The sequence below is a fragment of the Kordiimonas lipolytica genome, assembly GCF_042651265.1.
GTDB lineage: Bacteria > Pseudomonadota > Alphaproteobacteria > Sphingomonadales > Kordiimonadaceae > Kordiimonas > Kordiimonas lipolytica.
The window spans coordinates 632,475-649,722 of record NZ_JBHSCR010000001.1 but is presented as its reverse complement, the minus strand read 5'-3'; the positions used below and the strand labels follow the sequence as shown (position 1 = coordinate 649,722).

Below are 17,248 nucleotides of genomic sequence, written 5' to 3'. Positions count from 1 at the left end.
ATGTCTCTGATCCACGATTTGCGGCCCGTACATATTGCCTTGCGCAAGATCTCGTTGGCCTGCCTCAGTTCCCGGTTCTCCCGTTCAAGGGCCTTCAGCTTGTCGGCAACCTCGGTCGGCACACCAGCCCTCTGGCCGCTGTCCACCTCTGCTTTCTTGACCCATTCGTTCAGGGTCTGGGGGACACAGCCAATCTTGCTGGAAATGGAAACAATCGCTGCCCAACGGGACGGATAATCGCCCTCATGGGAAAATACCATGCGGACTGCACGGTCGCGGACTTCAGGTGAAAATTTGTTCGTGGTCTTGCTCATAATGGCTCCTTTTACTCAGAAGTTGGAGCCTCCGGCAATCCCGGGGCGTGTGTGGATGCCCCCTGTTTTGCAAGGTGATTTTCTGACTTTTTCGACTTGGCGCTTCTATCGGTCGTGTGTCAGGCCTCCGATCGTGGCCTGAAGGTGCCACGGGGCCGGTATGCAGTTCGAAGAACGAAGGTCCACATCGGTTCAAAGAGCTTTGACGCTCGAGCCCCGGGACTGGTTTACCTCGTCCTGAACATTGAACTCCTTGCCGCATATTGGTCAGTCGATCTCCTTGTCAGGGCCGGGCCCTGAGCGCTTTCCGTCTTGCTGTCAATTGGTAGCAGCGGATCACGCCAAACGATAATCCTCATTCCTTGTCATCATTGCCCATATGTTTCGCGCCATTTTGTTGGCCAATGCTACAGCCGCAACCATACGAGGCTTTCGTCCCAGAATGCGACCAAGCCAATTGTCAGGCAATTCGCCTTTGCGCACGATCCACCTGATGCGGCTCATCGCACCGACGATCAGCAGCCTCCGAACGTCACTCTGCCCCATCTTGCTGACCCCGCCAAGACGCGTCTTGCCTCCAGTAGACCGTTGTCTCGGTACAAGCCCCAGCCTGGCAGCGAAGTTCCTTCCGCTGGAGAAGCTATGCAGATCAGGCGCGAAGGCCATGATCGCGCCCGCCGTCACCGGACCAACACCTGGTACTGTACAAAGCCGTCGCATATCGTCATTAACCTTCACAGCCTCTCGAAGCCTACAAGTCAATTCATCGATTCTGGTGCTGAGCAGTTCGACCTGATCCAGATAGAGGCGCACAATGTCTTCTACTCCCGCAGGAAGATCTATCGCTTGATCCTTCAGCATACTGGTGATGGTTTTGATATTGGCGCGACCCTGAGCAACGACAACTCCGAACTCGGCAAGGTGGCCACGTAATGCATTGATCAGCTGCGTGCGCTGCCCCACAAGACATTGATGGGTACGAAATGCCACAGCTCGTGCCTGATGCTCGGCACTTTTAACGGCCACCCAGTGTATGTTCGGGCGCTTCGCTGCTTCAGCAATCGCGGAAGCATCAGCCGCATCATTCTTCTGCCGCTTGACGAAGGGTTTCACATAGATCGGCGGAATCAGGCGGACCTCATGCCCAAACCCTTCAGCAACTCTCCCCCAGTGGTGGCTGGTGGCACAGGCTTCCATGGCCACGATGCAAGATGTTTGCGCTTCCAGAAGCTTCTCCAGCTTTGTTCGCGAGATCATGCGGTTATATAGAACCGCCCCATCCCGATCAGTTGCGCAGACCTGAAAGCTCCGTTTCGCCAGATCGATTGCCAAAATGTAAATGTTCGTCATGATGCTCTCCTTCGATGATGCCGCCGCAGCGGCGTTGTGACATCATACAATGTCGCTCGAAAGGGGCATCCACCCCATCAGTTCAGAATTGATTGACCGCGAACGCCGCATGGTGGAGCGGCGGATCAAACAAGCCCGCTTTCCCACTACAAAAAGCCTCGACAGCTATGAGTTCAAGGCCATGCCATCGCTCAACAAGCTGCTCATCATGGAATTGGCTCGCTGCGATTATATCACCCGCAACGAGAACATTATCGCCGTTGGCAACAGTGGTACCGGCAAAACCCACATCGCCCCCGGCCTTGGATTGGCGGCTTGTCAAAAGGGCCTGGCGGTTGGCTTCATTACAGCCTCAGCGCTCGTCCATGAACTGCTGGAAGCCCGCGACGACAAACGCCTCTTGCGCCTGCAGAAACAACTCGCCAAATACAGACTGCTGATCATCGACGAGTTGGGCTATGTTCCCTTGTCCCCAACCGGCGCCGAACTGCTGTTCGAGGTCTTCTCCGGGCGCTATGAGCGCGGCAGCACCATCGTGACATCAAATCTGCCGTTCGATGAATGGACCAGCACTTTCGGCTCCGAACGCCTCACCGGCGCGCTGCTCGATCGGCTGACCCATCATGTCCACATCCTCGAGATGAACGGCGAAAGCTACCGCCTCAAACAGAGCCGATCAAAACCTGTAGGCTGACGTTGCTTGCGAAGCGGGAATAGTAACGCCGAAGGCAAGAAGGGGCCCAATTGGGCCCCTTCTTGCCTTCTTCATCAACAGTTCTTGCTCAAGCTGGATCCCGGGTCAGCACCGCGACGACAACCAAAGCCAGCGTGATGTATTTTTACTCCGGCGGCTGAGGGAATTTTACTCCGGCGTTGACAAGAAGCAGGATCCAGAGAAAAATTTTCTGTCCACGAACATCGAGCCAACGGAAAATCCAACTTCGAAGAGGCGGCACTACTAGCGTAGATTGGAAAGAAAATCGGGGTATCTATGCATCCTATGGCGGATAGCTTCGGCAAGTCCGCTGAAGGGCGCATTTTTATTAAAATTTATATGAATTTTTGACCATTCTTGGCGACGCTGGTTAAGCTCTCAGTTCAACATTTTTTGAATTCGCTGTCAGAGTATCGGTGCTTACGTTATGAAGTCGGTTCTGTCCCGTCCAAATAAACCCAGACTCTCCTTACGGCTGGCCAAAAATTTTAGGTTCACCCTCCATCCTGAAATCCAAAACCACCTCGGACACATTCCGTTCGAGCCCAAGGTACCCTCATGGATAGTCAAGGATATTGCGCGACTGCAAGCGCACATGCTTGAGCAGAGAATCTGCATTTCAGTCGGCAAACTTCGGTCTCCATCGAAACCTACGGTCTTCGAATATTTTGGCGGGTTTGCCGCTGTCGCTATCCTACGAGAATTAGAAGCCCTCCCCGTAGGCCTAAAGGACAAACTAAAAGTTCCAATTGCCAACTATCCTGGTATTTCGCCGGATCGCATTCGCACAATCGCCGGTAGCGAGCTATTGTGCCTATCCACTTTTCACAAAGCTTCTATCACAGACATTAAGGCATTGTATCAAGGCCAGCCACCCTCGCCCAAAGTCCTTCCAGAACCGGACGCTTTTGGAAATAGTTTGAGTAAGGGAGAGGGATAATATTCGATCAACACATTGATGGGGTGCCACTCCACGCCATCCCGAACCTGAAACGGCGGCTTCAACAAGTCCACGATGCGTTCGATAACCAGCCCAACGTTCAGCAAGAATGCATACGTTGGGCCAACGAACTTGAGGCTTATCGTCAGGCCCCAGAGCGCTTCCCCCAATCAGAGAAAATGTCCGCGCGAATAGTTTTGGGCGAGCTTCCGTTGTTGGGGCTCATCAATACAAGTCCCCCCTCCGATCCCACACACAAAGCTAGATTAGAAAAGCTTTATATCAACATCGTGGCAGCAAGTCTGCTCGCAGCCGATTGGTTTGATCGGCACGGTACGGTACCAACATCGATTGGAAGCGCAGGTGCTGCACTTAGGTCCGCCAGGAAAAACAACCGGGGCATCCTCGATCTCTTTGCCGATACCACGAATGACCTGAAACAGTTCCTGGCCCACCTCGAACAACTGGAGACAGACAATTCTAAACCAAAGTCTCTAATCAATAACGTGATCACTCCCTGGCGGAGACTGCTGCAATATGCATGTGCGCGGAAAAAAGGAAAACGGGCCCATAGCAAAGACAGTCTATCCTCGACCATTTCACTGGCCTTCAGTAGCTCAAGCGATATATCAAATAGACCGCCACGCGTGTTGCAGACGAGATACAATGACGACAGTGCCAACAGTCATACGCCAGCACGTGAAAACAGCTATTTCACATCCTCAACAACATATGTCGAACACACCCGCACGCGAGCGTCTCAACCGGATGCCAGATGCTCAAATCTACAGCACAAAGTTAACAAGCGGATTAATCAGAGCCTCGTTATGGGGCAACTATTGTCCGCCACCCATCCAAAATCCCTCAGCCCATACATTGTCGCGACGATCAAGTCAGAATGCCTCAAACAGCTTAAGAACCCAGGGAAAATAGGTACGTCTAGCTGGAAAAACAGCCTTTTTATACTGCTGTCCCTAGTGTTTGGGAGACCGGTTCGGCTGATCAAAGGCTTAAAACACCGGCCTATTGGCCCGAACCGAAAACCCAAAGAAGTGTGTTGGGTGAAGATTGAGGAAAAATGGTACCTCTATGACAAGATTCAAATCCCACGCGAACACCTTCCCGATCATATAGAGGACAATGTCACCAACGAGCTATTTGCCCATAAAGAATCCCTGGGGTGTCTTTTGCCTGTGCCGCGGGAGCTTGAAGGCTACCTAGATGAGTATCTTTCTGGCACCGGAGAAGATGCTTGGCATTTGCCCGAGAATGAAGGCCAAACCCTGCGTGGGTTTTCGAGCCTAAAGCACCGTCAAGTTACACTTTCCAAAATTGCCGCCCAACTCTCGCTATCACTTCGGCACGCGGGTGTTGATAGTGTCATACAGGGACATATTTGCGGGACGGGCGCCGATGAAACGCCCGCTCTGTTTTACGCTCAGGTGTCACCATATACCGTGATTTCCTGCTTTAACGACTATGTGGAATCACTCGGATTTGAGACTGAATCGGGTGCCCCAGTCGATGGCGTGCAGGGCAGCCTTTTAGTGCCCCACTCCAAGCGCATCTTCAGTCATTTTCAGGAAATGCGCGCTGAGATCCAAAAACTGGATGCGAACAAGCCAGCAGACGTATTCAATCACCACAATCTGCTAACGCTGTATACCTACATGTTGCTCTGCTTAGCAACAGGGCATCGCCCGGTCACAGAACCGTTTGAATACCTCCGCGACTTTGACTTGGAAGCTGGCTTCGTCTGGATCTGTGACAAAGTGGTTCGCACTAACCACTCGTCCCGGGTCGTCCCACTTTGCGAAACTGCACTTGAGCAAATGCTTCGTTATCTCAATCATCTGAAGAACCTCCAAAAGAAGCTAATGCCCAGCAACATCGCACTGGCCCATTTCATAGGAGACGTCCTTGCCAGCCGCCAGCCACTTTTTTTTCTGTTCACAAATACTGGTCCTCAATCGCTTTCCCCACAGGTCCTGAAGCACAAAGACAGATTTATCAGTCCGCTGCCTCAGAATTGGCAGCGCCACCAGTTGCGTAGCACCCTTACCGGAAACGCCTGGGACGAAAGCATCAATGCTTTCATGGGCCACGCCTTGCTTGGCGTTGGCCCCATGAGCTGCACGAGTGGATATAACTTTGCTAACCTCAAGACCATAGGCCATCAGGTACAATCGATGCTGGATGAAAGAGGCATTATTCCGATTGGCGCCTCTCCACACCCCAATCGCATTGGGGCCTATCATCCCCCAAAGAAGCAAGAAGGAGCAATCGGGCGACGTAAAAGGGCAAAGAACAGGGAAACGTCCCGACAAATCGCGATCCGAAAATATGACCAGCTTGAAATTGACCTCAATTTTAACAGCGCCAACATTACTTCAGCCGAGCAATATGAACACGCACTCAAGGATATTGAAGCCAAGATTGAGAGCCTAAACTTAACGGCAGAAGCACTTGTTTATATCAAAGGGAAACTGTTACGGACGGCACAAAAGATCGTCCGGACAAACAAGCTGCATGTGAGTTTGCCTCAAGTGCCAACAAGATTGACCTTTGAGGGTTCTTTTCGAAACGAACAATGGTTTTCGAGCGCTCGTTACATTCATGTATGGGAACGACTGTTTAAAGACAGGCTAAACTCGATCACTCGTTCGTCCAATGAAGACGAAAAAACACTGATTGGCCTGATCCTCTATTCTGCAATTGTACATGGTGGTTTGACAGACCTTGAGATGGTGAAGAAACTGGCAGGCACCCTTTCAAAACCAGAACCCACGCTTCAGCGAATGGGCCCATATGCCTGGCTCGAGCTGCGCGCCGAAGCGGCCGGCCGGCGTAGCCGCTACAGCATGAAGCTCGAAGACGAGAGATGCTATCGACACAGGCACTGGTTCCCGGATGTAATCAGCCTAGCGCTTATAAGGCGCCTCTGTAGAAGGAAGAAAGAGGCACCTGAACAAAAAACCCTGAAAGTAGGCTTACAAACCAAGGCCGTTTTTGTACTCATCCAGAAAGCTGTTTTCGCTGGAATACCCAATAAAACTTCTATCACTAAGCTTGATCAACTTACTGCCGCAGGGTTCTGGTCTTTGGAAAGCCGTCAGGGTATTGAAATCAGTGAAGCCCTCCAGTCACTCGCTTCAAACCATTTCAGGACCTTTTCCGTTAGCCCAAAGGCATGGAGATCCTTGTTTAGCCCACTCAACGAAGTAAATCAGGTGTCTGCGCGGCTTCCCCGCGATGAACGCGCCGCTCGAGGTAATATTTTGAAAAAGGACCCCAACGAATGGGGGACATTTTATGACCGGGAATTGTTGCCCGCCATCACACCACCTTCATTTGAAAACGGCAAGATCACCACTGGCCAAGCCGTAGCCAACCTGAAATTCCTTCGAGACCGGGACAATCTGCCGGTGCACTTGCGCCTTGCTATTGACTGGCTGATCGAGGTTGCTTTGAGAAAAGACAATAGCCCGGCCACACTCCAGCGCTATTGTTCAAACCTTGTCCTACCCCTCATCTATGAAACCAACGGGGAAGTGCCGGACCTGCAGGACGAAGTATACCTTCAAGAACTATACACCAATATGCAGACCTTCCACACGACCCAAGGGGAGACTGACTATCTGATGGGGCGGCTGGCAGATTTCCATAGCTTCGCCATGAAGGATCGCCGCTATCGATTGCCCGAACTAGAGACCTTGCCATGGCACAATCGCCAACGACATACGCGCGTAAGAACCAGAATTCTATCCATAGAGCAGGTGCGCAAAGCGATTGACGTTATGCTCGAGAACGAGCCGAACATGTTAGAGAGGCGCAAGATTGCCCTTTACGTCACGCTTGCCTTCCGGACCGGGATGCGTCTGGGCGAATTGGCAAAATTACGGGTCTGCGAAGTTGAGAAATCAGACGACTTCGTCGTTACCATCAAGAATAACCCATATGGTGATAACAAATCAAAAGCAGGACACAGACGAATACATCTAAGCTCATTTCTCGATGACGATGAGCTCAAAGAGTTTCGTCTTCTGATGAACCACAAAACGGCATCCAAAAAGCATCTTCTTAAGCCACTTTTCGACAAGAACGATACTGGCATTCCCTATAAACCCAGCGCAATCTCCAAAATGTTCTCGATGGCCATGAAGGCATTGACCAATGAAGATGACATCGTGTTTCACAATCTGCGACACAGTTGTTTTTCCTGCCTCCATGCAACGCTTGAAGAGGTGTATGAAGCCTCCCAAGGTTTCACCGGGCTTTCCATCGAACAACTCAGAAATATCCGTACGCACTTGATGGGACATGCGTCTAACCGCATGGGCCTTTATTATACCTTGGCGGCTTTCGCCGGCCATGCTGATCCGCGTGAGACCATGACAAGCTACCTCCACCTAACTGACCTTATCCTCTTCCAAAAGCTACAAAGACAGTCATTGGTCGTCAGCACTGATAAATTGGCCCAAATCGCTGGGGTACAGGGCAAGAGATTGTCTGGTCTCGGGGCCCAAGAACGGCACGAATATCTGGCCACTCAGCCAATCGCCAGTGTCATAGAGCATCAATACAAGCCACTAACCAATCCGCCCTTTTCTCTAGGGTCAGATGATGGATTGCCATTTGAAAGCGCAGATCCCGACCTTGCTCTGACAAACACAATTTTGCGCCTCGTCGAGGAAGGGTCCAGAAGCCGCGACGTGGCAGATCAGTTCGGGATCGAACGTAGACAGGTAGAAGAGTGGATTCAGAAGGCCCGCGTATTGCAGCAGCTCACTACCCGCCGCGGAAATAAACGGCTGCAGCCCCACAATGACAGCTCTATTCTCACGGTGAAGGCCCCAAACGACAAGTCCGTGCGACTGGAATTAGCAAATGTGCTCGAAACCATTCCGGATTATCTCCGTTCCATGACGGGGCAAGAGATCGCAGAGTTTACCCTCATGGTGTTGAGAGCTTCATCACCCAGTGCACGCTCTTACCGACTGCACCAACCTGAGCAGATTAGTGATATTGTCGATTTCTTTGCACCCATGATCCCAAAGAGCCGGTGGCAGTTCATCATTGGCATTCCGGACGGAATAGACCGTGAGACGACGGAATCAACGTGGAGAAAGACTATTCCCAGACAAGCTGCATACCGTTTCAATGTGAAGGACGCCATCATCAAACCCCAGTTTCCCGATGGAATCGCATTTATGCATCTAGTCAATCCAATCGGGGATCGCTATTCCAGTCTTCCCAAGATCGTGGCCTATCTGGCTGCAATTGCCTATTGCGACATTGATGATTTAACTGCCCTGGTCGAGACGGCTGACGCCGCGTAGCACCGCCGCCTATATCATGTTTTGTCCGGGAAAAGGCCTGGCATCCATCTGCCTGCCAATGTAGCTGGGAATGTAAGCCGCAGTGGCGCCCGGGTGCTTGCACTTGTGAGTACCCCACGATCAAGCAGGGCCGACGTAATGCGCCGCGCAGTACGTTCACTGGCGTTCAAGAGTGGGGCGACATCACCGCGTGGTAGGTCACCCCGAAACAGAACAGCCTCCATGACACTTCCGGATTTGGTCGGCAGGCGGTCTCCACGGATTTCTTCTTCCACCCAAATCAACATACGATCCCGCAACCGGTCTGGCCGAACCAGCTCCTCCATGAAGCTAACCTGATCAATGCAGGCCTTCAGAAAGAACTTGGCAAACTCCGCGAGCGACTCTTCGCTCAGGTTGCCGCGGCCATCTAGGGGTCACGACAAGAACAGTGCCAATTTGTACGCTAACCTGGACAAAACAAGAACATAGATGATTTAGATTATTGGCCTGTCGGCTAGATGTTGGTCCGGTACCATGCGTTTGTGCAGCACACCAAAGACAATCAATTGCTGTCTGTGCACGATATAGTAAATGACATGGCTCGCATGTGGAAAGCTCGACACGCCTGAACTGACATCAGAGCGTTGTTTGCCTAAATTGGGATTCTCAGCCAGCAAGCGGATGGTCTGCCGCAGTTCCGACAGATATTTTTGAGATTGAGGCTTTCCCCACTGCTCAGTGGTGTAACGGCGAATTTCCAGAATGTCCTTCTGCGCCTCCGGCGTTAAATGATATGCAAGCATCAATCAAACTTGCCTGCTTCGACGTCATCAAAAAAAGTCTCGCCGTCAGCAGTGTTGCTTGCTTCTATGTCCAATTTGGCCTGAGCTGCCCTGGATTGCAGCAGGCGAAGTTTGAGGGCCTCTATGCCCTCATACTCGTCCATAGAGATGACAACGGCCACGGGCTTGCCATTCTTGCTGATTTGCACAGGTGCACGCTGAGCTTTTAAAAGCATGTCGCCAAATTGCGTTTTGGCTTCATTGGCAGTAAGGGCGTCCATGATGCGATCCTAAATATCGTTCGATTCATCTGATTTGTTCAATATAATCGAAACGCATGAAATATGTCAAAATTTTATTGTATCGAAAAGTATACTATATGATAGTCCTGGAAAATTGCTATCAAAACTACTATCATAAATACACAGTCAAAACCTTAAAAGGAATATGATAGATTATGTCACGAATTGGCTATGCCAGAGTCAGCTCAATTGGTCAAAGTCTGGAAGTTCAACTGGAAAAATTGAATGAGGCAGCATGTGACCGGATTTATCGGGAAAAGCGCAGTGGTCGAACGGCTGACCGACTTGAGTTCAAGGCGTGCATGAATTATCTTCGTGACGGCGATACCTTGATCATCACACGGCTCGACCGGCTGGCACGGTCGGTTGTCCATCTAGCGCAGCTCGCCAAACGTTTTGAACAAGAAGGTATCGACCTATTGGTCCTGGACCAGAATATCGATACAAGCACCTCCACCGGTCGGCTGATGTTCAATATGCTGGCGTCGATTGCCGAGTTTGAAAACGACCTTCGCACAGAGCGACAGGCCGAAGGGATCGCCAAGGCCAAAGAAAATGGCGTCAAGTTTGGCAGGCCTCCAAAATTGACGGATACCAAAAAACAGGAAATTTACTCAAGACGGCTTGCAGGCGCGACTATTGGTCAATTGGCCAAGGAGTTTAGCCTGGGAGAGGCAACTATCTATCGGGCGCTGAAGGCGGCCAGGTAGTCTGGCCCCCTTTCAGAAAAGAAAACGACAAAGGAGTCGTCGGCGCCGGGCGGCAATGGGTAAAGAAAGCCGTCATAAGCGGCGATGTCTCTGAAGGTCTACCTATAGAAGCTCGCAATCATACATGCCTGTGATCGCAATCATCGACACTTTTGAGCTCAGATCAGATTGATTGCAACTATCCGGGTAACCGGGCTCACATTATCTGCAATCAAGTTTGCTCATTGACGCTCACATTGGCACACCGCTGGATCAATCCAGGCGGGTTTATCGATCTTCTTGAGATCGGATGTGCTGATGTCGAATTGCCAGCAGTCGTTGCTATGCCTGGCCTGAAAGCGCACAGCTGCAGGCACCTGTGCGGAGATGCTTTAGCATATCATCGAGTGCCGGCCGATCTGCTTTGGCCCCGCTGATAACCTCTCGGAAGATTTTGGCTCAGCCTGCCTTTTCCAGGGCATCAAGCTGCAAGCTGAGGTTCTGGTCCCTGGTGCTGACCCGGGCATACCCAATCTTCATGGACATGATTTCGACCGTTTGGGTTCGAGAAACTCATGGAGCGAAAAAATAACAGACTTTGCTTTGCAAAACCGCAAAAATGAACCGGAAATACAAAGAATGTCGCCATCAGAAGGCAAAGTCAGGCAAGTACGGAATAACGGTCGTTTTTTCGGACCGCTGTGTAATAGCTGAATTCTACATCGTCTGCTTTCTGACCTGACATCGGAAGCGGCGCCCGGACGCCAATTACGGCAGCCTCTCGCCACGAACGGATTAAATGTTTCAAGGCGCACATGACGGTATAGTTAGTCGCAGGGTGTGTGAAATAGGTCAGTCAAGCTGGCAATGCGGAATCCACAGACAGACTGAGCTTTCTGGATAGTGATGGTGATGGCATTTCCCTCGACCTTGATGCCGATACCTTGTCAGCAAACAGCGTGGTTGTGGCTTCTGTTAATAGCTTTGGGACAAATGGCGGCGATGCTTTTACGCTGACATTCAACGACCAGGCTACGAACGCAATTGTGCAGGAAACACTGCAAAGCATGCGGTATTCTCCGGCCTCCTACAATCCAGGCACTGATCCGCGTACAATCACCGTGACAGCAACCGATAGTGCGGGCGCTTCAAGTGTTGATACACGCACAATCGAGGTAACATCTGTCAACGACCCACCGAACAATGCCGGGGATCTGCCATTCACCGCGTCAGCGAATATGGCCGAAGCCTCCAGGATAGATTTCTCGAACATGCGGGTAAACGATCCAGATTCCGGTTCTGCTACAGTTACATTCACCTTTGTTGCCTCTATCGGCACGATTACCGCAACCATGGACAGTGCTGCTGATTACAGCGTTACGGTTGGAGGGTCCGGCACTGATACCGTCACGATTGCAGGAACGATTGCGGACATCGATAAATATTTTGATGCAACAGCAGATGGCGATTGGTTCCTTTATACAGGACCCGCAGGTGTCAGTGGCACAGATGCTGCCCGTATCACCGTAAGCGCCAATGATGGCGGTAATAGTGGTCTAGGTGGCGGAGCAGATATTGCTTTTGGCTTTTTCGATATTGATATCGTCATTCCGAACAGCTTACCCACCAGCGAAAACACCGCCGTTACGGCGACAGAAGACCAAGAATATGTATTTAAAGAGGCGGACTTCACATTTGCTGACGCAGATGCCGGTGCAACTCTCAACCGGATTACGCTCAGCAACATCAGCTTAGCCTCTGGCGACAAACTGGTTTACCGAGAGTCCGGGGAAAATGATGTTGATGTTACCGACAACTACAACATTTTCCCGTCGGATCTGTCTGATGGCTATCTGGTTTATATCCCACAAGCCGATGCGAATGGTAACGCTCGCTCTAGTTTTCACTTTACTGTCCGGGATAATGAAGGCGGTGTATCCTCCAGCAGCTATACTCTCACAATCAATGTGACAGATGTCGCCGAACCCATCATTCCTTCAGACCCCAAGCCTGTCAACCTGGCCGGCAGCAACGGTAACGACACGCTGTCGGGTAATGATGCCGACGATACTATTGCCGGTGGCGCCGGTGATGACATGATCTCGGGAGAGGCTGGCAGGGATACCCTTAGCGGAGCCGATGGCGAGGATACCTTGTCGGGTGGTAGCGGCAATGATGAAGTTTGGGCTGGAGCGGGCAACGATAGCGCCAGTGGCGATGGGGGTGGTGACAAAGTCGGTGGTGGTACAGGTGATGATACGCTCAACGGCGGGGCAGGTGATGATACCCTATATGGCGGAGAAGATGCCGATATACTCATCGGGTCTGGCGGTAATGACCTGATTTTCAACGGCTTAGGCAATGATGCCATCGATGGGGGCAGCGGGAATGATACCCTGTGGGGCGGGGCGGGCAATGACACGCTCACGGGCGGAGCGGGGGCCGACAACTTCGTCTTCGGCGCGCTGAGCGGTGACGATACCATCACCGACTTCTCGGTGACGGACGATACCCTCGATCTGCGCTTTGCGGCCGTGGACTTTACCAGCCTTGCCGACGTGCAGGCCGCAGCCTCGCTGACCAGTGTGGATGGCACCGCAGGCGTATTGATCGATCTTGGTGGTGGGAACAGTGTTTTCATAGAGGACCTCACCCTCACCGACCTGACCAGCCTAGACCTGACTGTTTAGTTGTACTGGTGACCGCAATGGGTCATCCTGAGACGAAAAGCCGATGCTCCGAAAAGATCTGTAGCCGATTGTCATAGCAGACATTCCAATGGCTTGCATCTTGGCCATTGTTGGGTCGCTTGTGACGTTGCAGATATTGTGAGCACGGATTTATGATTGCGAGCTTCTATATCGACTCTTCGCCAATTGGTGACGATTCAGAAACAAAGTTCGAGCGATCGTTTTCTCGCTTGAAAAGAAGTCTTCCTGTATGAGCGTTTCGGCTTTTCCGGGGCTGTCAGGGTTTGCTTTGTGACGCATCGAGGATACGTGCCAGACCTTTCATATTCTTGGGGAGCAGCATGTCAGCCAAACTGTATTGGTCGAGTGTTTGGAAGAAACTCTCCATGGCTTCCGCCAGAATATGCTTTAACTGGCAGGCTGGCGTAATCACGCATTCATTATCTGCACCAAAGCATTCCACCAGCGGCGAGCCCTGTTCCATATCGCGTACCAGTTTGCCGATATTGATCCGCTCTGGCTTGGCGGCCAACCTGAGGCCGCCGTTTTTCCCCCTCACGGCTTCAACATATCCTTTGGCGCTAAGGTGTTGCACAATTTTCATCAGATGATTTTTGGAAATGCCATAGCTGTCCGCGATCACCTTGATGGTTGCAAGGTGCTTGTCGTTTACGGCCAAATATAGAAGAACGCGTAGCGAATAATCTGTGTAACGTGTGATATGCATCTGTTCTCCAATGTGGACTGGAATGACACTGCGCGCCGGAGCGGCAATAAAGCTCCGCAACTCCAACGACCCGCTTAGCCTCTATACAGTTTATTTAGCCATTCAGTGGCCAATCGGCAACTTTAAACATGAATGTATATTGCATCTTTTAAAGATGTATGTAAAATACATTTATTAATTCCCGGCTGACCAACCGGGATCCAGCACCTGCTGTCAGGTGAACCGCTGTTTTATGGAGAAGATCATGAGTATGCTGGATAGGACATTGGCCCAGTTAGCACAGGAGTTGCCAGGGGCAACCGCAATTTTCCACCAATATAGGCTGAGCTTTTGCTGCGGCGGCGAGCACACATTGCGTGAGGCTGCCACCAAGCGCGGGGTGGACGTGAAAGAGATTGCGGACGCCCTGAGCGCTCTTCCAGGTGTCGCTAAAGGCGCTAAAGGTGTGGATACATTGAGTGATGCTGACCTGATTGAATTTATCCTGAACCGTTTTCACAAGGTGCATCGTGAACAATTGACAGAACTGAAGCGATTAGCGCACCGGGTTGAAAGCGTGCATGGCGACAACCCTGCCTGTCCGCATGGCTTGACAGAGTTCCTTCATCATCTGGCGCTTGAACTGGAACAGCATATGCAGAAAGAAGAGGCCATCCTCTTTCCGATGCTGATACAGGGCGAAGGAGGCATGGCAGGCGGGCCGATGCGCGTAATGATGGCCGAACATGAGGGACATGTTCAGGAATTGGCCCGATTGGACGAGCTCACGGGCGGCTGTGTCCCACCGGAAGGTGCCTGCAATACGTGGCGTGCCCTATATCTGGGCCTGAAGGCCTTTGTGGCAGATCTGGCAGCCCACATTCATCTTGAAAATGACATCCTTTTTGCACGCAACCTGAAGGGGGCGTTCCATGGCTAGATATTACCGACTTTGGTGGACGTTGATTGCAACACTTGCTGTTACGTTCGGGTTGCTTGGGTATTTCGGCAGTGAGGTCTATCGTGAAGCGCCACCAATACCCGGGACTGTGATTTCTGAGGATGGTACTGTCATCATGACCCGAGACAGTATCCTGGATGGCCAGACCGCTTGGCAGTCGGTTGGCGGTATGCAGCTGGGCTCTATTTGGGGACATGGTGCCTATCAGGCGCCGGACTGGACCGCAGACTGGTTGCACCGTGAGCTGGTGGCCTGGCTCGAATTGGCGTCTCAGGATGCTTATGGGCGGCCCTATGGACAATTATCAGGTGCTGAGCAGAACAGTCTCCGGTATGAATTGACACAAGCCTACCGCACCAACAGCTATGATGCAGCGACCGACACACTGGTGATATCACCACGCAGGCTTGAGGCCATTGATCAGACGGCTGACTATTATGCGCGCCTTTTTGGTGGGGCGCCTGAGCTTCGCCAGACACGCGACAGCTATGCGATGAAAGAATTGGTGCTGCCAAGCGCCGAGCGCCGGGAGCGATTGACGGAATTCTTTTTCTGGACTGCCTGGGCCGCAGCAACCGAACGGCCAGAAACTGCGGCAACCTATACCAATAACTGGCCCCATGAACCGCTGATCAGCAATGTACCAACGGCCGAGAATGTTGTCTGGTCCATTGTCAGTGTTGTTCTTCTGATTGCTGGTGTGGGCGGTCTGGTTTGGGCCTGGTCCTTCATGCGCGGGGAAGATGAAAAGGAAGCGGAAGCACCAGCCCACGATCCTTTGACCCGCTTTAAACTGACACCGTCTCAGAAGGCGCTCGGCAAGTATCTGTTCCTTGTTGTTGCCCTCTTTACCTTCCAGGTGTTCCTGGGCGGTTTCACGGCGCACTATACCGTGGAGGGCCAAAGCTTCTACGGGATCGAGACCTCCAAATGGTTTCCCTATACCCTCGTCAGGACGTGGCATATCCAGTCAGCATTATTCTGGATAGCAACCGGGTTCCTTGCCGCAGGCCTGTTCCTAGCCCCTATCATCAACGGCGGAAAAGACCCAAAGTATCAAAAGCTTGGCGTTGATGTACTGTTCTGGGCGCTGATCGTTGTTGTTGTCGGGTCTTTCGTTGGGAACTATCTGGCGATTGCCCAAATCATGCCGCAAGAGTGGAACTTCTGGTTGGGTCACCAGGGCTATGAATATGTTGACCTTGGCCGTTTGTGGCAGATTGGCAAGTTCACAGGGATCGTCCTGTGGCTGGGATTGATGATGCGCGGTATCGTGCCCGCTTTGATGCAGCCAGGCGACAAGCACCTTCTGGCTCTGTTTACAGCATCCGTTGTTGCCATCGGGCTCTTTTATGGTGCCGGATTTTTCTATGGCGAAAAGACGCATATCTCCGTCATGGAATACTGGCGTTGGTGGATCGTACACCTGTGGGTGGAAGGCTTTTTCGAAGTATTTGCAACCGCGGCACTGGCCTTTATTTTCTCCAGCATGGGGTTGGTATCAAAGCGGATGGCAACCATTGCTGCGCTGGCGTCTGCTTCGCTCTTTATGCTGGGCGGTGTACCTGGCACATTCCACCATCTGTACTTCTCCGGCACCACAACACCCGTGATGGCTGTAGGGGCCACCTTCAGCGCGCTTGAGGTTGTGCCTTTGATCGTCCTTGGTCATGAAGCCTGGGAACATTGGAAGTTGCAACATCGGGCCCCTTGGATGGATCAGATGAAATGGCCGCTCTATTTCTTTGTAGCTGTTGCTTTCTGGAACATGCTTGGAGCTGGTGTTCTTGGCTTCTCCATCAACCCGCCGATCGCGCTTTATTATATCCAGGGGTTGAACACCACAGCAACACACGCGCATGCAGCCCTGTTCGGCGTGTATGGCTTCCTTGCCCTCGGCTTCACCATTCTGGTTCTGCGCTATATCAGGCCCCAGATGGTCTTTGATGAAAAGCTGATGAAATGGGGTTTCCATTGCCTGAATGGCGGCCTTGTTCTGATGCTGTTCACCAGCTTGCTGCCCGTGGGCATCATTCAGTTTGTCGCCAGTGCGTCTGAAGGGCTTTGGTATGCAAGAAGCGAAAGCTTCATGCAAAGTGACCTCCTGCAAACCCTGAGGTGGGTGCGTACCATTGGCGATGTTGTCTTTATTGTTGGTGCGCTGGCTGTAAGTTGGCAGGTTGTGAAAGGCCTTTTCAATATCGGTGACACCAGGTCACATCAGCCGGTGGCAACTGTTGCCACCGGTACTGGGGCTTCTGCCGTGCCGGTCCTTGATGGCGGAAACGCCTCGATGTCTATGAACAGCGAGCAGGAAGACAGTATCTGCTGTGGTTCGTGTGGCGGCCAGGGCCACTGATCAACAAAACCAAATACCCTGAGCCGGTTCGTGCCGGCTCAGGCAATACTCACGGCCAAGAGCCACCCTCCAGTCAAGCAGCAGAGCGCTGTTCCCGAGACTGGTTGATCCAGATCAAG

General features: G+C 51.9%; 9 protein-coding genes and 5 pseudogenes. 6 read left to right on the top strand and 8 right to left on the bottom strand.

All coding sequences use genetic code 11. The annotated features are described in order from the left end of the window. Window positions 1-35 precede the first annotated feature (35 nt). Window positions 36-314: pseudogene (locus ACFO5Q_RS03085) on the bottom strand (transposase); the annotation flags it as partial. A 336-nt stretch (window positions 315-650) separates the two neighbouring features. Continuing rightward, on the bottom strand, window positions 651-1,664 hold the full coding sequence (locus ACFO5Q_RS03080; protein ID WP_068147846.1) for an IS110 family RNA-guided transposase: 1,014 nt from the start codon (window positions 1,662-1,664) through the stop codon (window positions 651-653). A 76-nt stretch (window positions 1,665-1,740) separates the two neighbouring features. Here ACFO5Q_RS03080 and istB point away from each other — a divergent pair. Together istB and ACFO5Q_RS03070 are read left to right on the top strand one after the other, a co-directional pair. Continuing rightward, window positions 1,741-2,358 (top strand): annotated as a pseudogene (gene istB, locus ACFO5Q_RS03075) (IS21-like element helper ATPase IstB); the annotation flags it as partial. A gap of 984 nt (window positions 2,359-3,342) precedes the next feature. Further along, the gene (locus ACFO5Q_RS03070; protein ID WP_068147840.1) at window positions 3,343-8,658 is read left to right on the top strand and encodes a tyrosine-type recombinase/integrase; all 5,316 of its coding nucleotides are present in this window, start codon (window positions 3,343-3,345) and stop codon (window positions 8,656-8,658) included. 14 nt (window positions 8,659-8,672) lie between these two features. Here the strand turns inward: ACFO5Q_RS03070 and ACFO5Q_RS03065 are convergent. From ACFO5Q_RS03065 to ACFO5Q_RS03055, 3 genes and pseudogenes are all read right to left on the bottom strand, one after another. Further along, window positions 8,673-9,071 (bottom strand): annotated as a pseudogene (locus ACFO5Q_RS03065) (Fic family protein); the annotation flags it as partial. A gap of 63 nt (window positions 9,072-9,134) precedes the next feature. Next, complete coding sequence (locus tag ACFO5Q_RS03060; RefSeq protein ID WP_156431961.1) at window positions 9,135-9,443, bottom strand: type II toxin-antitoxin system RelE/ParE family toxin; 309 nt, start codon at window positions 9,441-9,443, stop codon at window positions 9,135-9,137. Then, window positions 9,443-9,703 carry a type II toxin-antitoxin system Phd/YefM family antitoxin gene (locus tag ACFO5Q_RS03055; RefSeq protein WP_068147830.1) on the bottom strand — a complete coding sequence of 87 codons (261 nt, stop codon included), beginning with the start codon at window positions 9,701-9,703 and terminating at the stop codon, window positions 9,443-9,445. Before ACFO5Q_RS03055 ends, ACFO5Q_RS03060 begins: the two co-directional genes overlap by 1 nt. Window positions 9,704-9,879: 176 nt before the next feature. Between ACFO5Q_RS03055 and ACFO5Q_RS03050 the strand changes: the two genes are divergently transcribed. Beyond that, on the top strand, window positions 9,880-10,434 hold the full coding sequence (locus ACFO5Q_RS03050) for a recombinase family protein (RefSeq protein WP_068147827.1): 555 nt from the start codon (window positions 9,880-9,882) through the stop codon (window positions 10,432-10,434). 248 nt (window positions 10,435-10,682) lie between these two features. Here ACFO5Q_RS03050 and ACFO5Q_RS03045 read toward each other — a convergent pair. Together ACFO5Q_RS03045 and ACFO5Q_RS03040 are read right to left on the bottom strand one after the other, a co-directional pair. Beyond that, window positions 10,683-10,793: pseudogene (locus tag ACFO5Q_RS03045) on the bottom strand (hypothetical protein); the annotation flags it as partial. Further along, a pseudogene (locus ACFO5Q_RS03040) lies at window positions 10,789-10,953 on the bottom strand (recombinase family protein); the annotation flags it as partial. The pseudogenes ACFO5Q_RS03045 and ACFO5Q_RS03040, both read right to left, overlap by 5 nt. Window positions 10,954-11,378: 425 nt before the next feature. Here ACFO5Q_RS03040 and ACFO5Q_RS03035 point away from each other — a divergent pair. Then, window positions 11,379-13,103: a calcium-binding protein gene (locus ACFO5Q_RS03035; protein ID WP_156431957.1), complete on the top strand. Its 1,725-nt coding sequence runs from the start codon at window positions 11,379-11,381 to the stop codon at window positions 13,101-13,103. Between the two features lie 277 nt (window positions 13,104-13,380). On the opposite strand, the gene ACFO5Q_RS03030 is transcribed toward ACFO5Q_RS03035, so the two are convergent. Further along, on the bottom strand, window positions 13,381-13,830 hold the full coding sequence (locus ACFO5Q_RS03030; RefSeq protein ID WP_068147822.1) for an Rrf2 family transcriptional regulator: 450 nt from the start codon (window positions 13,828-13,830) through the stop codon (window positions 13,381-13,383). A 244-nt stretch (window positions 13,831-14,074) separates the two neighbouring features. On the opposite strand from ACFO5Q_RS03030, the gene ytfE reads away from it, so the two are divergent. Both ytfE and ACFO5Q_RS03020 read left to right on the top strand, forming a co-directional pair. After that, entirely contained in the window at window positions 14,075-14,749 is a 675-nt protein-coding gene (ytfE, locus tag ACFO5Q_RS03025) for an iron-sulfur cluster repair protein YtfE (protein WP_068147820.1), read from the top strand. Further along, entirely contained in the window at window positions 14,742-17,129 is a 2,388-nt protein-coding gene (locus tag ACFO5Q_RS03020) for a nitric-oxide reductase large subunit (protein WP_082719875.1), read from the top strand. Before ytfE ends, ACFO5Q_RS03020 begins: the two co-directional genes overlap by 8 nt. The last annotated feature ends 119 nt before the right edge of the window (window positions 17,130-17,248 follow it).

Excerpts from the sequence above, each read along its gene's own strand:
- ACFO5Q_RS03080 (WP_068147846.1), bottom strand. The coding sequence starts at position 1,664 with ATGACGAACATTTACATTTTGGCAATCGATCTGGCGAAACGGAGCTTT.
- ACFO5Q_RS03060 (WP_156431961.1), bottom strand. The coding sequence starts at position 9,443 with ATGCTTGCATATCATTTAACGCCGGAGGCGCAGAAGGACATTCTGGAA.
- ACFO5Q_RS03055 (WP_068147830.1), bottom strand. The coding sequence starts at position 9,703 with ATGGACGCCCTTACTGCCAATGAAGCCAAAACGCAATTTGGCGACATG.
- ACFO5Q_RS03050 (WP_068147827.1), top strand. The coding sequence starts at position 9,880 with ATGTCACGAATTGGCTATGCCAGAGTCAGCTCAATTGGTCAAAGTCTG.
- ACFO5Q_RS03030 (WP_068147822.1), bottom strand. The coding sequence starts at position 13,830 with ATGCATATCACACGTTACACAGATTATTCGCTACGCGTTCTTCTATAT.
- ytfE (WP_068147820.1), top strand. The coding sequence starts at position 14,075 with ATGAGTATGCTGGATAGGACATTGGCCCAGTTAGCACAGGAGTTGCCA.
- ACFO5Q_RS03020 (WP_082719875.1), top strand. The coding sequence starts at position 14,742 with ATGGCTAGATATTACCGACTTTGGTGGACGTTGATTGCAACACTTGCT.